Origin of the sequence: Streptomyces sp. NBC_01384, from assembly GCF_045040035.1 — a bacterium.
Classification (GTDB): Bacteria; Actinomycetota; Actinomycetes; order Streptomycetales; family Streptomycetaceae; genus Streptomyces.
In genome coordinates, this window is the sequence record NZ_CP109559.1 from 577,266 (window position 1) to 593,673 (window position 16,408).

General features: G+C 69.9%; 17 protein-coding genes and 1 pseudogene. 9 read left to right on the forward strand and 9 right to left on the reverse strand.

All coding sequences use genetic code 11. From position 1 onward, the window contains the following. Positions 1-24 precede the first annotated feature (24 nt). Entirely contained in the window at positions 25-297 is a 273-nt protein-coding gene (locus OG747_RS02340; protein WP_405877288.1) for a hypothetical protein, read from the forward strand. Positions 298-598: 301 nt separating this feature from the next. On the opposite strand, the gene OG747_RS02345 is transcribed toward OG747_RS02340, so the two are convergent. Next, positions 599-1,033 carry a VOC family protein gene (locus tag OG747_RS02345; protein ID WP_405877290.1) on the reverse strand — a complete coding sequence of 145 codons (435 nt, stop codon included), beginning with the start codon at positions 1,031-1,033 and terminating at the stop codon, positions 599-601. A gap of 257 nt (positions 1,034-1,290) precedes the next feature. Between OG747_RS02345 and OG747_RS02350 the strand changes: the two are divergent. Beyond that, a pseudogene (locus tag OG747_RS02350) lies at positions 1,291-1,509 on the forward strand (ABC transporter ATP-binding protein); the annotation flags it as partial. 137 nt (positions 1,510-1,646) lie between these two features. Further along, positions 1,647-2,933, forward strand: coding sequence for a serine hydrolase domain-containing protein (locus OG747_RS02355; protein ID WP_405877292.1), 1,287 nt, complete (start codon positions 1,647-1,649; stop codon positions 2,931-2,933). Positions 2,934-2,957: 24 nt separating this feature from the next. Here OG747_RS02355 and OG747_RS02360 read toward each other — a convergent pair whose 3' ends face one another. Both OG747_RS02360 and OG747_RS02365 read right to left on the reverse strand, forming a co-directional pair. Continuing rightward, positions 2,958-3,461: a substrate-binding domain-containing protein gene (locus tag OG747_RS02360; protein ID WP_405877294.1), complete on the reverse strand. Its 504-nt coding sequence runs from the start codon at positions 3,459-3,461 to the stop codon at positions 2,958-2,960. A gap of 270 nt (positions 3,462-3,731) precedes the next feature. Next, positions 3,732-4,916 carry a MalY/PatB family protein gene (locus OG747_RS02365; protein WP_405877296.1) on the reverse strand — a complete coding sequence of 395 codons (1,185 nt, stop codon included), beginning with the start codon at positions 4,914-4,916 and terminating at the stop codon, positions 3,732-3,734. A 290-nt stretch (positions 4,917-5,206) separates the two neighbouring features. Here OG747_RS02365 and OG747_RS02370 point away from each other — a divergent pair, with 290 nt between their 5' ends. After that, a complete protein-coding gene (locus OG747_RS02370) occupies positions 5,207-5,674 on the forward strand; it encodes a MarR family winged helix-turn-helix transcriptional regulator (protein ID WP_405877298.1) in 468 nt (155 codons plus the stop codon). A 123-nt stretch (positions 5,675-5,797) separates the two neighbouring features. Here the strand turns inward: OG747_RS02370 and OG747_RS02375 are convergent, their stop codons facing one another. After that, positions 5,798-6,037: a 2'-5' RNA ligase family protein gene (locus OG747_RS02375; RefSeq protein WP_405877300.1), complete on the reverse strand. Its 240-nt coding sequence runs from the start codon at positions 6,035-6,037 to the stop codon at positions 5,798-5,800. Between the two features lie 77 nt (positions 6,038-6,114). On the opposite strand from OG747_RS02375, the gene OG747_RS02380 reads away from it, so the two are divergent. Together OG747_RS02380 and OG747_RS02385 are read left to right on the forward strand one after the other, a co-directional pair. Then, positions 6,115-6,309, forward strand: a complete 195-nt coding sequence (locus tag OG747_RS02380) for a hypothetical protein (protein WP_405877302.1) — start codon at positions 6,115-6,117, stop codon at positions 6,307-6,309. 262 nt (positions 6,310-6,571) lie between these two features. Continuing rightward, the gene (locus OG747_RS02385; RefSeq protein ID WP_405877304.1) at positions 6,572-7,423 is read left to right on the forward strand and encodes an alpha/beta fold hydrolase; all 852 of its coding nucleotides are present in this window, start codon (positions 6,572-6,574) and stop codon (positions 7,421-7,423) included. Positions 7,424-7,454: 31 nt separating this feature from the next. Here OG747_RS02385 and OG747_RS02390 read toward each other — a convergent pair whose 3' ends face one another. Then, positions 7,455-8,213 carry a peptidoglycan-binding protein gene (locus OG747_RS02390; RefSeq protein WP_405877305.1) on the reverse strand — a complete coding sequence of 253 codons (759 nt, stop codon included), beginning with the start codon at positions 8,211-8,213 and terminating at the stop codon, positions 7,455-7,457. 453 nt (positions 8,214-8,666) lie between these two features. Between OG747_RS02390 and OG747_RS02395 the strand changes: the two genes are divergently transcribed. Together OG747_RS02395 and OG747_RS02400 are read left to right on the forward strand one after the other, a co-directional pair. Continuing rightward, on the forward strand, positions 8,667-9,701 hold the full coding sequence (locus tag OG747_RS02395; RefSeq protein ID WP_405885419.1) for an aldo/keto reductase: 1,035 nt from the start codon (positions 8,667-8,669) through the stop codon (positions 9,699-9,701). Positions 9,702-9,778: 77 nt separating this feature from the next. Next, positions 9,779-12,211, forward strand: a complete 2,433-nt coding sequence (locus OG747_RS02400; protein WP_405885420.1) for a SpoIIE family protein phosphatase — start codon at positions 9,779-9,781, stop codon at positions 12,209-12,211. 24 nt (positions 12,212-12,235) lie between these two features. Here OG747_RS02400 and OG747_RS02405 read toward each other — a convergent pair whose 3' ends face one another. The 3 genes from OG747_RS02405 to rpmF all read right to left on the reverse strand — a co-directional run bounded on the left by OG747_RS02405 (position 12,236) and on the right by rpmF (position 13,833). Next, entirely contained in the window at positions 12,236-12,628 is a 393-nt protein-coding gene (locus OG747_RS02405) for an SCO5389 family protein (RefSeq protein WP_405877307.1), read from the reverse strand. A 70-nt stretch (positions 12,629-12,698) separates the two neighbouring features. Beyond that, positions 12,699-13,661 carry an ATP-binding protein gene (locus OG747_RS02410; protein WP_405877309.1) on the reverse strand — a complete coding sequence of 321 codons (963 nt, stop codon included), beginning with the start codon at positions 13,659-13,661 and terminating at the stop codon, positions 12,699-12,701. Between the two features lies 1 nt (position 13,662). Continuing rightward, a complete protein-coding gene (rpmF, locus tag OG747_RS02415) occupies positions 13,663-13,833 on the reverse strand; it encodes a 50S ribosomal protein L32 (protein WP_405885421.1) in 171 nt (56 codons plus the stop codon). Between the two features lie 195 nt (positions 13,834-14,028). Here rpmF and OG747_RS02420 point away from each other — a divergent pair, with 195 nt between their 5' ends. Continuing rightward, entirely contained in the window at positions 14,029-14,709 is a 681-nt protein-coding gene (locus OG747_RS02420) for a DUF6445 family protein (RefSeq protein WP_405877311.1), read from the forward strand. 83 nt (positions 14,710-14,792) lie between these two features. Here the strand turns inward: OG747_RS02420 and OG747_RS02425 are convergent, their stop codons facing one another. Further along, on the reverse strand, positions 14,793-16,295 hold the full coding sequence (locus OG747_RS02425) for an amino acid permease (RefSeq protein ID WP_405885422.1): 1,503 nt from the start codon (positions 16,293-16,295) through the stop codon (positions 14,793-14,795). Between the last annotated feature and the right edge of the window lie 113 nt (positions 16,296-16,408).

Consider the following 16,408-nt stretch of genomic DNA (forward strand, 5'->3'; position numbering starts at 1 on the left):
CAGGGAGAGGTCCCGAGGAGCGCCGTGTGCCGGAAGCCTCTGCGCGGCCAGGTCAGCGACCTCAAAGAAGCCCTGCAGCGCCAGCTCGGCCGACAACTGGATCAAATGCAGTCGACCGACCTCACGGAACGGATCGGTGAACTGACCGCACAGAACCAAGAGCTGAACAGCCAGCTCGCTCAGCTCCGCCATGAGAAGCAGGAGCTCGAACGGAGACTCGCCGATACCAGCGACGACCTCGTCGCCGCCCGAGCGAGCCTCAGGAGGATGATCCGAAGCGAGAACCCACAGCAGTAGCTGAGCGTCGGCGGGCACGTAACTGGTTCTACGCACCTGTGTCGGTTCCACCGGGGGGCTGCGGTGGGACGCTGGTTGCGCTCCGAGTTCAAGGAGCGCAGATGGCGCGGATGACCAAGGTGGAGATGTTCGCCGTGATCCGGCGGGTCACTCGGCTTGAGGGCACGGGTGTCCGGGCGCTCGCCCGAAGGTACGGAATCCATCGCCGGACGGTGCGGGAGGCGCTGCAGCGCCCTGACAGGTCGGGGGCGGTTCTTCGTCCTGGCCAAAGGGAACAGAAGGAGGACACATTCGCGGCCCCTCAGTCGAGACAGAACTCGTTGCCCTCGATGTCCTGCATCGGGATGCACGACTCGTTGGTGCCATCGGCAAGCAGTGTTTGCACGTGTACCGCGCCGAGCGCGACCAGTCGTGCGCACTCGGCCTGGAGTGTGGCGAGGCGCTCTTCACCCACGAGTCCGGTGCCGACCCGCACATCAAGATGCAGCCGATTCTTGACGACCTTCCCTTCGGGGACGCGCTGGAAGTACAGTCGCGGGCCCACACCTGAGGGATCACTGCAGGCGAACCATGAATCCCGCTGCTCAGGTGGCTGCGAGCGCTTGAAATCGTCCCAAGTGGCAAACCCCTCCGGTGGCGGCGGTACGACGTACCCCAACACCTCACACCAGAACCGAGCGACCCGCTCAGGTTCTGCGCAGTCGAAGGTGACTTGGAACTGCTTGATCGATGACATCGGTCCTCCATAACGCGTGCTGTTCACCGAGACCCCGGATGTCATCGCCGCGTGGAGAGCAGACGCGCCAACAGGGACGCATCGATGTCCACCTCGTCGTCGTGCAACTTGGTGATCTCGGTCACGGCGGGCGAGCCTGCCACATGGTCACCTGAGGCTCAACCAATTTCCCACCTGGGCACCGGGATCGTGCCTCACATACCTGAGAGCAGCCGTGCCATCCGACGCGGACAGATACTTGACAGCTATAGATAACCCTCGATGCCCGCGGCGAGCACGCCATCCTCGAACAGATCAAGGCCATCGCCGCCGACCGCATCACCGTCGTGGTCGCCCACCAGCCGGCCAACACGAAGATCGCGGACCGGATCATCGTGATGGAACACGGCCGGATCACCGAACACGGCACGTACGACGAACTCGCCGACGCCGGAAGCCTGTTCGCCGAACCACTCGCCCTCTCCCAGGACCGCTGACCGTCCCTGAGGGAACCTCAGGAGTTCTCAGGGTCGGGTCAGGGGCACCCCTGATGGTCCGAGGGCTCGGGTCGGGCGAGAGTGGTGACATCAACATCCAGTTGCCGTGTGAGCCGCTGTTGACCGGAAGGACCCGCGTGAACCCCCTTGTGCGTCGGATCGCCGTGCTGAGCCTGGTCGGCGCCGCGGTGGCGACCGCTGTCACTGGTACTGGCACGGACATTGGTACTGGCACCGGTACTGGTACTGGTACTGGTGGCAGCGGCGCGGCCCTCGCCGCTGCCACGGCAGCAACGGCCCCCGCCTCGGCGTCGCCCCGGCCGCCCTTGGATCCGGCCGCGCTGCAGGCGGCGTTGCGGGTGAGACCGGACGACCAGGCGGCCGGTGCGATCGCGCTGGTCGCCGAACCCGGTCAGGTGTGGCGCGGTTCGTCCGGCGACACCGTCACCGGGAAACGCATTCCCGACAACGCGCACTTCCACATCGGCAGCATTTCCAAGACCTTCGAGTCGACGGTGGTGCTGCAGTTGGCGGCAGAGGGACGGGTCGACCTGGACCGGCCGATACAGCACTACCTGCCGGGCCTGCTGCCCGACACCTTCCAGCCGATCACCGTCCGCCAGTTGCTCGACCTCACCAGCGGCCTGCCGGACGTGCTCGAAGGAGCTCCCCCAGTGAGCACCGACGAGCAGATCGCCCACCGGTACGACTACCAGTCGTTCGACCAGATCATCCAGGACACCCTGCGGCCTGCCGACCGGCCGTGGCCGGGACCGAGGTTCGCGCCCGGTACGAAGCAGGAGTACAACTCCCTCGGCTTCCGGATCGCGGGGAAGCTGATCGAGCAAGTCACCGGGCACAGCTTCAAGACCGAGGTCACCGCCCGCATCCTGCGACCGCTGCACCTCGACCAGACGTCGGTGCCGGAGGACAACCCCCGGATGCCCCGGCCCTACCTGCACGGCTACCTCACCAACAGCGCGGGCGAGCCGGTCGACGTCAGCGAGCAGAACGGCAACCCGTCCGGCATGATCTCCACCCCTGCCGACCTGGACCGGTTCATCACCGCGCTCTTCCGGGGCCGACTGCTGCCGTCCGCCCTGCTCGAGGAGATGTTCACCCTCCCCAAGAGCGAAGACGGCAAGGTGGTGCCGTATGCCGACGCCTCCAACTGCCTGACGGCAGACGGAAAGCAGGGCCCTGCCTGCTTCGGCCTCGGTCTGATGTCCGTCCCCCTCCCGGACGGCACCATGCTCTGGGGCAAGACGGGACACGACTACGGCTACGCCAACGGTATGTTCGCCACCCGGGACCTCTCCCTGCGCGGCGTCTACTCCATCTCCACCACGACAGCCAACGACGGACGCGCGAACCCGATATCCAACCGCCTTCTCCTCGCCGCGGTCACACCGACCCGGAAGTAGCCCCGCAAGGAAGAGACCGCGGTGCTACGCGCCGGTGGATGCCCGTACCTTCAGTTCCACGGGCAGTGCACGCACCGTTCCCAAAGGCGCCTCGCCGGACAGGATTTCGCGGAGCGGGCGGGCGCATTCGGCCCCCATCGAGCGCGGGCGCAGGTCGATCGCCGTGATCGGCGGCTCCGCCGTCCGCATCGCCGAGCAGTCCACACAGGACGCCAGCAGCAGGTCTCCGCCCACGGTGCGGCCTGCCGCGCGCAGTTCGGGGAGCACGGCCGCCGCGGCGCCGTCGGGGGCGCACACAACGGCGTCGGTTCCAGGGTCCTGGGCGAGCAGGTCCCGCGCGACGCTCCGCAGTGCCTCGGGGGTGGCGCCGACGGGTGTCTTGCGCAGGACGTGCGGTATGCCGTGGTCGGCACACCAGCGGGCGTGCGTCCGTTGGAGGGTGAGGGACCAGCCGGAGGTCGCGTCGGAGGCGAGGAACGCCGGCCGCCGGGCACCGGAGTCGCGCAGGTGGTCCAGCAGTTCGGTCATCGACGCCTCGTGGACGTAAGTACGTACTGGAGCGTTCTGATCGGGCCACTGGCGTTGCTTCGCGCTGCCGACTCGGCGAGGTGGGGCCTTGCGCCGATGGCGATGGGTGACCAGGTCACTCGGGATCGCGCCGTCCGCCGCCCGTACAGCTCTCATCTGCCGTTGATCCTGGCCCTGCCGTTGCGGTACACCCGGCATGCCGGTCGCCCGGAAGAATATCGTTCTTGTCTTTGAGAATACAATACTCACTTCTTCGAAATGGGATTCCGGTCAGGCGACGGCGGCCGCCATCCGCCGGACCGCCTCGGTGATCAGTTCCGGCGAGGTTGCCAGGTTCAGCCGTACGAAGCCGGCACCGCCGGTACCGAAGCGCGCCCCGGAGTTCAGAGCGACGCGGCCACGTTCCAGGAAGACGGTGGCCGGATCGTCGGGCAGGTCCAGGGCGCGGCAGTCCAGCCAGGCCAGATAGGTGGCCTGCGCGGGGTCATAGCGCACCGCGGGCAGATGCTCGGCGAGCAGGGCCGCCAGCAGACGACGGTTGTCGTCGAGGCCGGGCAGCAGGGCGTCGAGCCAGTCGGCGCCGTCCCGCAGCGCGGCGGTGTGGGCGATGACGCCGACGTGGCTCGGCCCGTGGCTGACCTCTTCCGGGAGTCGAGCCAGGTCGTCGGCCGCTTCGGGTCCCGCGATGGCCAGGGCGGCCTTGAGGCCGGCCAGGTTCCATGCCTTGGACGCCGACATCAACGAAAGGCCGTTCTGCGCGCCGGGCACGCTCAGGTACGGCACGAAGACGACGCCCGCGGCGACGATCGGGGCGTGGATCTCGTCCACCACGACACGCACCCCGTACGTCCGGGCCAGCCGCGCGACGTCCGCCAGCTCGGCGGCCGTGTGCACGGTGCCGGTCGGGTTGTGCGGGCTGCACAACAGATACACCGGCCGCCTCCCGCCCCGGACGGCACGCCCGAACGAGTCCTCCAGCACGGCGAAGTCGATCCGTCCGTCCGGGCTCAACGCCGCCTCGACGACCGGCCGGCCCAGGTTCTCGACGAACTGATAGAAGGGCGGGTACACCGGGCAGTTGAAGACGACCGGGTCGGTCGGCCCGGAGACCAGCTTCAGCATCTCGACGATCCCCAGCATCACGTCGGGCACGATCGACGTACGTTCCACGGCCACACCGTCCCAGCCCCACCGCTTGCGGGCGAACTCGGCGAGCGCCTCGGCGTACGCCGTCCCGGCCGGGTAGCCCGTGTCCCCGAGCGCCACCGCGTCGAGGACGGCCCGTGCGACCGGCTCGGCCAGCGGGACGTCCATCTCCGCCACCCACAGGGGCAGCACGTCCTCCGGGTAGGTACGCCATTTCATGCTCGTACGCCGTCGGAGCTGCTCCAAGGAGAGCCGACGCAGCGGATTGGTGTCGTCGGGGGCCGAAAGGTCGCCAGGCGTAGGGTTCATGGCCCAAAAGTAGGCGAAACGGCGCAGAAACTGTTCGCCTCTTTCCCGCCTGGCTTCGAGCGACCGCAAAGGGTTACCGCCGACCTGCCCGTCCCCCCGCACGCCGCGAAAGGGTGGGGTGGCCCTCACCGCACCGGGCGGCCGCCCGTTGAGCCTCGACGGTCCAGTCCGCGGGGAAGGACGACGACCGCAGGTAGAGCACATGCGAAGCCCGCCGGGCGCGTCGTCGGAGAGGTGCGCCGCTCAACAAGGGCAGATGACTCATCAACATTCTCGGTACACTTACCGCCATGAACGCGACACCGCACTGGCTCAACCCGGAGGAGCAGGCCGCCTGGACGGGCTTCATCCGGATGCAGGAGAAGCTCACCGGCCGGCTGTCCCGTCGCGTGCAGAGCGACTCCAACCTCTCCGCCTCCGACTACACCGTGCTGGTCAATCTCACCGACGCACCCGACGGCCGGATGCGGTTCCTGGACCTGACGAAGGCGGTGGAGTGGGAGAAGAGCCGTATGTCCCACCACGTCACCCGGATGGCGAAGCGGGGACTCGTGGTCCGCGAGGAGTGCCCCGAGGACGGGCGCGGAGCGTTCATCGTCGTCACCCAGGCAGGCCGGGACGCGATCGCGGCCGCCGCCCCCAAACACGTCGAAAACGTCCGCCGCCTGTTCATCGACGCCCTCACCCCCGACGAGCTCAGCGCGGTCACCCTCATCTCCCAGCGGGTCCTCGACCGGTTGGAGAAGGAGCCCTACTGATCGACCGGCGGGCGCGGCCGACGGCGTGGTCGGATCACCCTGCGTGTCCACTCGACGCCGGAGGATCTCGCACGGCGGTCCGCATGACACCGTCGTCGTGGCCGTCGTCGGCCCCGCGGGGCGTTACCGCAGTGCGAAGGACGCCTGCTGCTGCCACCGCGAGCCGTTGTGAACCATGAGTGCGACCGACGCCACGCGGGCCGTGACCGGGAGGGAGCCGCGGAGGTCGGCCTCGACCCTCTCCAGGACTGCGTCGTCCTGCGCCTGAGCGACGGTCAGATGGGGAACGACGTCGGCGAACTGTCCACCGTAGGGCGGCGCCTCCGGCCACCGGTCGGCCATCGCCTCGGTGAGCCTCCGCAATGGCGCGTCCTGCTCAGGAGCGAGATACAGCACCCCGGGAAAGCGCCGCAGCGCTCGAACCGGACCGCGAAGGACCCATGCCGTCCCAGCACCTCACTCACCGCAGCGCGGACGGTGCCGTCGATCCGGTGCTCAGCGAGGACCTCGGCGACGACGCAGATTACTGGGACGAGTCCAAGAACCGCTGGATCACCCCCGCCGGCAGGGTCCCCCTCTACATAGGCCGCTCCGCCGCCCACATCGAACCCACCGGAAGCATCACGGTCCGGTAGCTCCGGTTCACCGGGCTGCGGCCGGCCTCCGGCCGCAGCCCGGACCCGCGCCGGCCCGCCGAGCCCGCGCGGCGTCGCGATGTCACACTCGGGCCCTCGTGGACCCTCTTGGATGGCGGACGGCTCGGCAGACAAACAGAAAACGTTCGTAGGAGGCCCACATGGACGTGACCGTCGACACCCAGTTGTCGTTCCTGCACCGGCATGTGCTCGATTCCTCGTCGGCCCCCTCAGCCTCCTCGGCCTCGTCCCAGGAGCGGCGATGACGAAGGAGATCGAGCTGTCCGCCGGGACGATCGCGTACCGGGACACAGGTGGCGACGGCCCGGTACTGGTGCTGTTGCACGGGCTGATGATGGACGCCACGCTATGGGACGCGACGGTCGCGGAACTCTCCGCCGACCACCGGTGCGTGGCGCCGACGCTGCCACTCGGGGCGCATCGGCACGGCATGCGGGCCGACGCCGACCTGTCCCTGCCCGGAGTGGCCCGGCTGGTCGCGGAGTTCCTCGACCACCTCGGCCTGCGGGACGTCGTACTCGTCGGCAACGACACCGGCGGAGCGCTCGTCCAGCTGTTGATGGCCGAGGGCGCGGCACGGCCGGCAGGGGTCGTACTCGTCTCGTGCGACGCCTTCGACAACTTCCCGCCCGGGCTGACGGGCCGCACGCTCGTGCTCAGCGGCAAGCTCCCGCCCCGGTTGTTCGGACTGTTCATGCAGCAGATGCGGCTGCGCCCGCTGCGGCGACTGCCGGTCGCCTTCGGGTGGCTGACCCGCCGGGGAGACGCCGCCACCGCACGCTGGATCAGGCCGGTTCTCGAGCAACCGGAGATCCGCCGCGACACCGTGCGCGTGCTGCGCGCGGCGGCGGCGGACACCGGTCTGCTGCTCGCCGCGGCCGAGCACCTCCCGGCCTTCGACCGCCCCGCACTCGTCGTCTGGGCGAGCGGCGACCGCGTGATGCCGCCCGAGCACGGCCGGCGCCTCGCCGCCCTCCTCCCCCAGGGACGGCTGGCCGAGATCGACGACAGCTACACCCTCGTCCCCCTGGACCGCCCGGCGGAACTCGCCCGGACCATCCGGGAGTTCACCCGGACGTCCCGATCGACCTGACGGTCCCGGAGTGCTCGGCAGCCGTACGGGGCTACAGCGTCGTACGGGATTCGAGGTCGGTGCGGGTGTCGTTGCCGTAGACACCCGTCTCGTCGCCCCGGACGCCGTACCAGAGCTGGAAGCGCGCGACCGCGGCCGTGAGCGTGGCGTCGTAGGTGCCGTTCGTGGAACCGTGGTCGTACACGTTCGGGATCCGGAGCAGCCGTTGCTGCAGTTCCTTGACCGCGGGGCCGCTGTCCCCCTCGCGGAGGGTGCCCGCGCCGTCCGGGTCCGCGCTCCCGGACGATGCCTGGGCGGCGGCCGTCGTGGGCGCGCCGGTGGGGGCCCGCCCGGCCTGTGCTCCGGCGTCCTGGTCACCACCGGGCAGCAGGAGCGCGAGGGCGAAGCCGACGAGCGCCGCCCCCGTGACCCCGATGGCGATCGCGGCGCGGCGCTGCCCCGTGCCACGCCCGGGCTTCGGCTCTCCTGCGAGCCTGCGCCCGTGGTGGGCACCGGGGGCAGGCGCGGGCTTCCGCACCCCCTCCGATCTCCCGCCCCGGGTGTAGTCCTCGCCCACCAGGACTGGGGGCAGTTCCTCGGTCTCGTCCTCGGCCACCGGCGGCATGACGTCGACCGTGGTGGCCGGGACGGCGACCACCTCATAACCCTCGTCCGGGTCGACCCCGTCCTGCTCCTCCCGCACCTCCTTCAGGAGTTGCGCGAGTGCCTCCGTCCGGCGGCGCCGCTGAACATGGGTGGGTTCGATCGCCCGTCGCCTCACGGGCTGCCCTGGTTCGGGCGGTGTCGACACACTGCTCTCCTTCCGTGCGCGCGGTCTCACGCCATCCCTGTGGAGTGATACGTGGGCGCAGCCCGGAGAGTTCAGCGAAGCCCCCTCGCAGAGACGATCGATATGATCAACTCGGCACGCCTTATGGGGCGTTTGGCTGGTATCTCGCTGGAAACAGCCGTCACGAGCGCCCCTCTTCGCGAAGTGGCCGGATCCCGTTCGGCAGCCACTCGTCGAGCACCACGTGAAGTCGGTATGGAAGGCCGGCCTGCACGAGGACCGCACCCTCTGCGGCGAGGTCACCGGTGTGCCCAGCCGGCGCACTCGGTGCCGCGGGGTGAGCAGCGGCTTGAGGCGATCCGGGATCTCCTCGGCCGAGACTGACCGGCGTGCGACGGCGCGCGGCGAAGCGGCCGGAAAATCGGATGCCATGGTGTCGTGGCCACGACACCATGGCATCCGATGAAGACGACGATGAGGACCAGCAGGCTCGGACGCAGCACGGTCGAGGTCACGCGGCTCGGCTTCGGCGGTGGCCCCCTCGGCGGGCTGTTCGCGCCGCTGGACGACGACACCGCGGCCGAGGCACTGGCGACGGCCTGGAACGCGGGGATCCGCTACTTCGACACGTCACCCCACTACGGCATCGGCCACTCCGAGCGCCGTATCGGGGAACTCCTGCGGACGAAGACCCGTGCGGCGTTCACGCTGTCGACCAAGGTCGGCCGGCTGCTCGTGCCGCAGGATCCGGCCGGACGTGTGGACGAGAGCTTCGAGGTGCCCGCGACGCACCGCCGCGTCTGGGACTTCTCCTGCGACGGCGTACGGCGCAGCGTGGAGGATTCGCTGGCGCGCATGGGTGTCGACCGCATCGACGTGCTGTTCCTGCACGACGCGGAGCAGCACTTCGAGACCGCGCTGCGCGACGGATACCCCGCGCTCGCCGAGCTCCGCGCGGAGGGCCTGGTGGGCGCCATCGGCGCTGGAATGTACGACCCGGCGAAGCTCACCCGGCTCGTACGGGATGCCGACGTCGACGTGGTGATGCTGTCCGGCCGCTACACGCTCCTGGACCACAGCGCCCTCGACGACCTGCTGCCCGCGTGCGCCGAGCGCGGCGTCTCCGTGCTCGCGGCGTCGATCTTCAACTCCGGACTGCTCGCCACGCCCCGCCCCGCCGCCGGCGCCCCTTACGACTACGCGCCGGCCTCCCCCGAGCTGCTGCGCCGGGTGCACCGCATCGCCGATGTCTGCGAGGCCCACGGTGTGACGTTGCCGCAGGCGGCGATGGCGTTCCCGCTGCTGCACCCCGTGGTCGCCGGGATCGTGGTCGGCATGCGCTCGGCCGACGAGGTACGGGCCGACATCGAGTCGTACGAAGCCGACGTACCGTCCGGCCTCTGGGCCGATCTGCGCGGCGCGGGCCTCCTCGACCCGCGGGCCCCGGGGCCCGCCGCCACGGCCCACGCTCCGGTCGTACAGCGTGAAGAATGGGAGAAAAAGGGGTAGACCACCTTCGGGGAGCGGAGAGGGTCGCAGTGACTGCGAGCGAGGAACGAGACGTGCTGGCCCGCCAGCGCTTCGACATGGCTGACGCCGCGCCGCTGCTGCTCGACGCCCGAATGACGGTGACCAGCTGGACCGCGGACGCCGAGCGGCTGCTGGGGTACCGGCCGGCCGAGGTGCTGGGCCGCCGCGCCGCCGACCTGCTGCTCCCGGAGGACGCGGCGCGCATCCCCGAGCTGGCCACACGGTGCCACGACGGTGGCGGCTGGGCCGGACTGCTCTGCGCGCTGCACCGAAACGGGCACGCGGTCCGGTTGATGGTCCGGGTCGTTCCGATACGGGAGCGCGCGCCGACACGGGAGAACGGCGGGCCGACACGCTGGGTGGTGCTGCTCGCCGAGGTGGCCGGTGGTCCCGGCTGGGACATGAGCCGGGCCGTGCTGGAGCGGATGAACGCCCGCTCGCCGGTGGGCATCGCCATCGTGGACATGGACCTGCGGTACGTGTGGTCGAACGCCGCGCTGGAGCAGTTCGGCGGCGGTCCGCCGCAGCAGCGGCTCGGGCGGAGACTCGCCGATGTGCAGCCGGGCCTGGACGCGGAGACGCTCGAGGCGCAGATGCGCCGGGTGCTGGAGACCGGCCGGCCGATCGTCGGCTACGAGCACGTGGGCCACGTACGGTCCGAGCCGCATCGCGAGACCGCGCACTCCATGTCGTTCATCCGGCTGGAGGACGACCAGGGCCAGCCGATCGGTGTGTACTACACCGTCGTCGATGTCACCGAGCCCTACCGTGCCCGGCGGCGGCTCGCGCTGCTGGACCGGGCCGGCGAGCACATCGGCCGCAGCCTGGATGTCATGCAGACCGCGCAGGAGCTGGCCGACGTCGCCGTTCCGGGGCTGGCGGACTTCGTCACCGTGGACCTGCTGGAATCCGTGCTCAAGGGGGCCGAGCCGACGCCCGGTCCGCTGCGGGACACCACCGCGGTGCCGCTGCGGCGCGCCGGACACCAGTCGGTCCGGGCCGGGGTCCCCGAGACGGTCGTCGAGATCGGTGACGCGGCGACGTACCAGGCGGGCTCTCCCCCCGTCCGGTGTCTGGCCGAGGGCCGGTCGTGGCACGAGGAGCGGCTGGACCCGCTGGCCAAGGAGTGGGCCACGGGTGTCGCCGGGGAACAGGCCGCCTCCTTCCTCGACCTCGGGCTGCACAGCGTGATGATCGTCCCCCTCCGGGCGCGCGGCGTCACCCTGGGGATCACCACGTTCTTCCGGCGCGACCGCGAGGACCCCTTCGACGAGGACGATCTGGCTCTGGCGGAGGAGTTCGTCGACCGGGCGGCCCTGTGCGTCGACAACGCCCGCCGGTACAGCCGCGAGCGCGACGCGGCGCTCGTCCTGCAACGCAATCTGCTCCCGCATCGCTTCCCCGAGCAGGACGCGGTGGAGGTCTCCGCCTGTTACCGGCCCGCGGACGAGCTGACGGGCCTTGCCGGGGACTGGTTCGACGTCATTCCGCTGTCCGGGGCCCGGGTGGCACTGGTCGTGGGCGAGGTGACCGGTCACGGTATCGACGGCGCCGCCGCCATGGGGCGGCTGCGGGCAGCCGTACAGACCCTCGCGGATCTGGACCTGCCGCCCGAGGAGGTGCTCGCGCACCTGGACGACCTGGTCAGCCGGGCCGCCCGGGAGGAGGGCAGCGGCGCGGACACCCGCACCAGCGGTATGCAGGCCGTAGGCGCCAGCTGTCTGTACGTGGTGTACGACCCGGTGAGCGGGGGGTGCGCGATGGCGAGCGCGGGTCATCCCACACCCGCGATCGTCACCCCCGACGGCACCGTCACCTTCGCGCAGCTGCCCCGCGGTCCCGCCCTGGGCGTGAGCGGACTGCCCTTCGAGTCGGTCGCGTTCACCCTGGCGGAAGGCAGTGTGCTCGCCCTGCACACCGACGGCCTGATCGCCACGCCCCGTACGGGACGGGACCCGGAAGCGGGCCGGGAGCGGCTGCGGCGCGCGCTGGAGAACAACCAGCAGCCGCTGGACGGCATGTGCCGCACGATCGTGGACGATCTCGTGCCGACGCGGCCGTACGACGACGTGGCCCTGCTGATGGCCCGCACCCGCCGGCTGGGCGCCGAGCGGGTCGCGACCTGGGACCTGCCGACCGATCCGGCCGTGGTCGCGGAGGCCCGCAAGGCGACCACGCGGCGGCTGGGCGCCTGGGGCCTGAACGAGCTCGCCTTCACCACCGAACTGGTCGTGAGCGAGCTCGTCACCAATGCCATCCGGCACGCCACGGGGCCGATCCGGCTGCGGCTGATCACCGAGCACGCCCTGATCTGCGAGGTCTCCGACGGCGGCGCCACCGCCCCGCATCTGCGGCACCCGAAGACGACGGACGAGGGCGGGCGCGGGCTGTTCCTGATCTCCCAGTTCACCCAGCGCTGGGGCACCCGCTACACCCCCGAGGGGAAGGTCATCTGGGCCGAGCAGTCCCTCACTCAGCCCGCGATGTGACGTACGGACGTATACCCGCGGGGTTCAGCAGTCGCGGAACTCGGGTGACTGGTTGAGGATCTGCGAGCGCAGCGACGTGAACCGGGCGTGGGTCGCGCCACCCCGGTCCTCGGGGCGGAAGACGGCGACGCGGTGGCAGTTCATGAAGGCGAGGGTGACACCGAAGTGCCGCTCCAGACTGCCGCGGATCGCGTCGCCGGCGAGCGCCCGCAGCAGCTGACCGCGTTCCCCCTCGGAGGGCGGCGGGGTGTGGTTGTCTGCGAACTCCCCCGTCCCGTCGTGCAGTTGGTCGGCCAGGCGGGCGATGAGGTCGTACGCGTACGGCAGGGACGTACGGACGGTGTCCACGAAGTCCTCCTCGCGGACCGGACCGCGTTCGGCTTCGGCGAGCAGCTTCGGGGAGACGTCGAGTGACATGAGAGAGGCAGTCCTGTCGCTAGCTGGTTCGGTGGTGCGTGGGTCGTACGCGGGTCGTCCGGAGGGATGTTCAGCCGGCGGGTGACTCCAGAGCCGTCGGGCCGTGCCGGAAGTCGGGGTCGATCTGTGCGGAGAGGTCGGTGCCGGTGGCCCGGTCGGCCCAGGCCGCGGCGTTGCGGAGGTGGAAGGTGACGGCGTGTTCCTGGAAGACCGTCCAGTCCTTGGTACGAGCGTCCAGGGCCGCCCGCATACGGCGCAGCGCGTGGATGTTGTGCGGCTCGAGGTCGCCTGGTGGGCGGCCCTGTTCCTGTGCGCGTACCCAGGAGGAGTGCTGGAGGTACGTCAGGAGGTCGTCGCCGACGTGTTCCTTGAGGAAGAGCAGGTCGTCCTCGCCGGTGACCTTGTTGCCGATCACCGCGATCGGGATGCCGAACTCCTCGGCGTGGTCGCGGTACTGGCGGTAGACAAAGACGCCCTTGCGGGTGGGCTCGGCGACCAGGAAGGTCATGTCGAACCGGGTGAACAGCCCGGAGGCGAAGGCGTCGGCGCCCGCGGTCATGTCGACGACGACGTATTCGCCGGGGCCGTCGACGAGATGGTTGAGATACAGCTCCACCGCTGAGAGCTTCGAGTGGTAGCAGGCCACACCGAGATCGCTCTCGTCGAACTCGCCCGTGACCATCAGCGGTACGCCGCCGACCTGTTGGAGGTGCGGGGTGTGCACCGGGTCGTCGCCGAGGAGGCGCAGCAGACGCGAGCCGCGGCCCGGCGGGGTGGTCTTGATCATGGCCTCGCGGGAGGCGATGCGCGGGTTACTGCCGCGCAGGTGGTCCTTGATCTCGCCGAGGCGTGCGCTGAGCGGCGGGGCGGCGAAGGTCTCGTCGTCGCCGAGGCCGAGGGCGCGGGCCAGGTGCTGGTTGATGTCGCCGTCGATGGCGACGACGGGCGCCCCGGAGTGCGCCAGGTGACGGGAGAAGAGGGCCGACAGGGTGGTCTTGCCGCTGCCGCCCTTGCCGACGAAGGCCGCGCGCATGTCAGCCCTCCGGGCGCAGCAGGCCGCGCTCGCAGGCCTGGGCCAGTCGCCGCGGTACGCGGTACGAGGTGCCGTCGACCGTGATCGGGGCGAGTTGCGCGGTGGTGGCCTTCCACCGGACTTGGCGGTGGCGGGTGTTGCTGCGGGACATCTTGCGTTGGGAAACGGCCACGTCGGTCTCCTCGTCTCCTTGGTAGGTGGACATGACTCACGCTATCTGAAAATGGATCTCATTTCCAAGCGCGGCGCGCGGAATGCGCGCGGAGGACACAGGGCGCACCGACAGCCTTGTGACCAAGTGAAGTTGACAGACTGTTGACCAGTTCCTTGGCGAGTGGTGACCGACGCCGCGGCTAGGGTCGGCCGCATGTCCTCACACCCCCCACGGACTCCGGCCCTCCCGGTCCTCCCTTATCGCAAACCGACCCGCGACCGGGACTACTGGGTCTTCGACGATGTGCTGCCCGACGTGGATGCCGTCCGGGCCCGGTGTCTCGCCAAGGACGACTGGGTCAAGGGCTACCCGTATACCTCGGAGAGCTGGCCCGGCCTGAGGACGATGCCGGGGCTCGAACCGGGCGAACTGGCGCGCGTGGAGCGGCTGGTGAAGAAGGCCACCGGCGCGAAGGAGCTGTGGGTGCAGAGCACGCCCTCCGGGGGCACGCTCAACCACAACTGCATCCAGGTGGTCGGCAAGGACGAGTGCGAGCCGCGCCCGCACACCGACTCGCGGGCGCTGTGCCGGTACGCCGCGGTGCTCTATCTCAACCCGGTCGTGCCCAAGAGCTGCGGGACCAGCTTCTACCGGCAGAACCTCCCCGGCGGCCGGCTCGGCGGGAACGTGGTGGCGGCGCCGCACAACAACCTGGTCGATGCGCTGGGCACGCGGTTCGTGCCGCCGGACTCCTTCGTCGAGGACCTCGAGGTCCCCCACCGCTACAACCGGCTGCTCCTCTACAACGCCAATCTGATGCACAGCGCTACCGGTTACTGGGGCAGCACCATGGAGGACAAGCGGATGACCGCGGTCTTCTTCTGGATGGCGTGAGCGTCCGCGTCACCCGCCGAGCGGCCCCGGACCTTGGAGTCCGGGGCCGCTCGGCGTTGCGTCGGTGACCGATCGTCCGATGCTCAGTTGCCCATGAGCTCACGCTCGATGGAGGCCAGCTCATCCGCGCTGCCCTGGACCTTGGGGCCGCTGAACCACTTGCGGGCCGACAGGAGCCACCAGGCGCCGGCGAAGCCGAGGACGACGGCGACCGCGATCGGCGCGTAGTTGAAGGACTTGGCGGTGACCGGGCTGACCTGCGGGAGCATGAACAGGACGGTCACACAGGCCACCCAGCCGACGGCGACGACCGCGATGGGCTTGCTCCAGCGACCGAGGGTCCAGGGCCCGGCCACGAAGTCGTCACCCTGGCGCAGCCGCAGGTAGATCGGGATGACATAGGCGATGAAGAGGCCGATGACCGCGATCGAGGTGACGGCTGCGTACGCGGTGGGGTTGATCAGGTAGGGCAGACCGAGGAGGAAGGCGCCGCCCGAGGCGAGCCACACCGCGTTGGCCGGGGTGCGGGTGCGGTCGCTGATCCGGTGCCAGAACGCCGAGCCGGGCAGCGCGCCGTCCCGCGAGAAGGCGTAGATCATACGGGAGTTGGCGGTCACCGAGGACATGCCGCAGAAGAACTGGGCGCCGATGACGATGAGGAGCAACAGCTTGCCGCCGGTGTCCCCGAGGGCGTCGAGGAAGATCTGCACCGGGGGCACTCCGGTGGAGCTGCCGAGCGCGCCGTCGTAGCTCTGGATCGCGAAGGTGACGCCGATCAGCAGGATCCATCCCGCGACGAGCGAGACGAGGATGGAGTTGACGATGCCGCGCGGGCCGGAGCGGGCCGCGTCGTGGGTCTCCTCGGTCATGTGGGCGGAGGCGTCGAAGCCGGTCAGGGTGTACTGGGCGAGCAGCAGGCCCAGCAGGGAGACGTACAGGCCGGATCCCCAGCCGGTGTTGTTGACGAAGTGGCCGAAGACGAAGCCCGCCGACTGGTGGTGGGAGGGGAAGACGACCAGCGCGAGGACGACGACCGCCACGCCGATGACCTGCCACCACACGCTGATGTTGTTGAGCAGGGCGACGAGCTTGACGCCGCGGACGTTGAGGAGTGCGTGGACGAGCAGGGTGATGCCGAAGAGGAGCACCGTGTGGCCGGGGGTGGCGGAGAAGCCGAACTGGAGGTCCAGGAAGGCGTTGAGGAACTGCGCCAGACCGAAGTCGATGCCCGCGGTGACGGCGACCTGGCCGAGGAAGTTGAACCAGCCGGTGAACCAGGCCCAGGCGGGGCCCTTGCTCTTGGCGAGCTTGGCCGCCCAGTAGTAGAGGCCGCCCGCGGTCGGATAGCTGGAGCACACCTCGGCCATGCCCAGGCCGACGGTGAGGGTGAGGACACCGACGATCGGCCAGCCCCACACCATGACGGCGGGGCCGCCGGTGTTCATGCCGAAGCCGTAGAGCGTCATACAGCCGGAGAGAATGCAGATGATCGTGAACGAGACGGCGAAGTTCGAGAACGGCGACATACTGCGCTCGAGTTCCTGCGCATAGCCGAGCTCGTGCAGCCTGGCCTCGTCGTCGGTCATCTTGGACGCTGCGGTGTCGGTCGGACCGGATGATCCGGTCGGCCCCGGTGATCCGGTCTTGTCCAGTGTGTTGTCCGAAGCCACGGGTGATCCCCTTGTCTGCTGGGCCGGTT

Bases quoted from the DNA above. Each gene is read 5' to 3' on its own strand.
- OG747_RS02345 (WP_405877290.1), bottom strand. From the start codon at position 1,033: ATGTCATCGATCAAGCAGTTCCAAGTCACCTTCGACTGCGCAGAACCT.
- OG747_RS02360 (WP_405877294.1), bottom strand. From the start codon at position 3,461: ATGACCGAACTGCTGGACCACCTGCGCGACTCCGGTGCCCGGCGGCCG.
- OG747_RS02365 (WP_405877296.1), bottom strand. From the start codon at position 4,916: ATGAACCCTACGCCTGGCGACCTTTCGGCCCCCGACGACACCAATCCG.
- OG747_RS02370 (WP_405877298.1), top strand. From the start codon at position 5,207: ATGAACGCGACACCGCACTGGCTCAACCCGGAGGAGCAGGCCGCCTGG.
- OG747_RS02380 (WP_405877302.1), top strand. From the start codon at position 6,115: ATGCCGTCCCAGCACCTCACTCACCGCAGCGCGGACGGTGCCGTCGAT.
- OG747_RS02385 (WP_405877304.1), top strand. From the start codon at position 6,572: ATGACGAAGGAGATCGAGCTGTCCGCCGGGACGATCGCGTACCGGGAC.
- OG747_RS02395 (WP_405885419.1), top strand. From the start codon at position 8,667: ATGAGGACCAGCAGGCTCGGACGCAGCACGGTCGAGGTCACGCGGCTC.
- OG747_RS02400 (WP_405885420.1), top strand. From the start codon at position 9,779: ATGGCTGACGCCGCGCCGCTGCTGCTCGACGCCCGAATGACGGTGACC.
- OG747_RS02405 (WP_405877307.1), bottom strand. From the start codon at position 12,628: ATGTCACTCGACGTCTCCCCGAAGCTGCTCGCCGAAGCCGAACGCGGT.
- OG747_RS02410 (WP_405877309.1), bottom strand. From the start codon at position 13,661: ATGCGCGCGGCCTTCGTCGGCAAGGGCGGCAGCGGCAAGACCACCCTG.
- OG747_RS02420 (WP_405877311.1), top strand. From the start codon at position 14,029: ATGTCCTCACACCCCCCACGGACTCCGGCCCTCCCGGTCCTCCCTTAT.
- OG747_RS02425 (WP_405885422.1), bottom strand. From the start codon at position 16,295: ATGACCGACGACGAGGCCAGGCTGCACGAGCTCGGCTATGCGCAGGAA.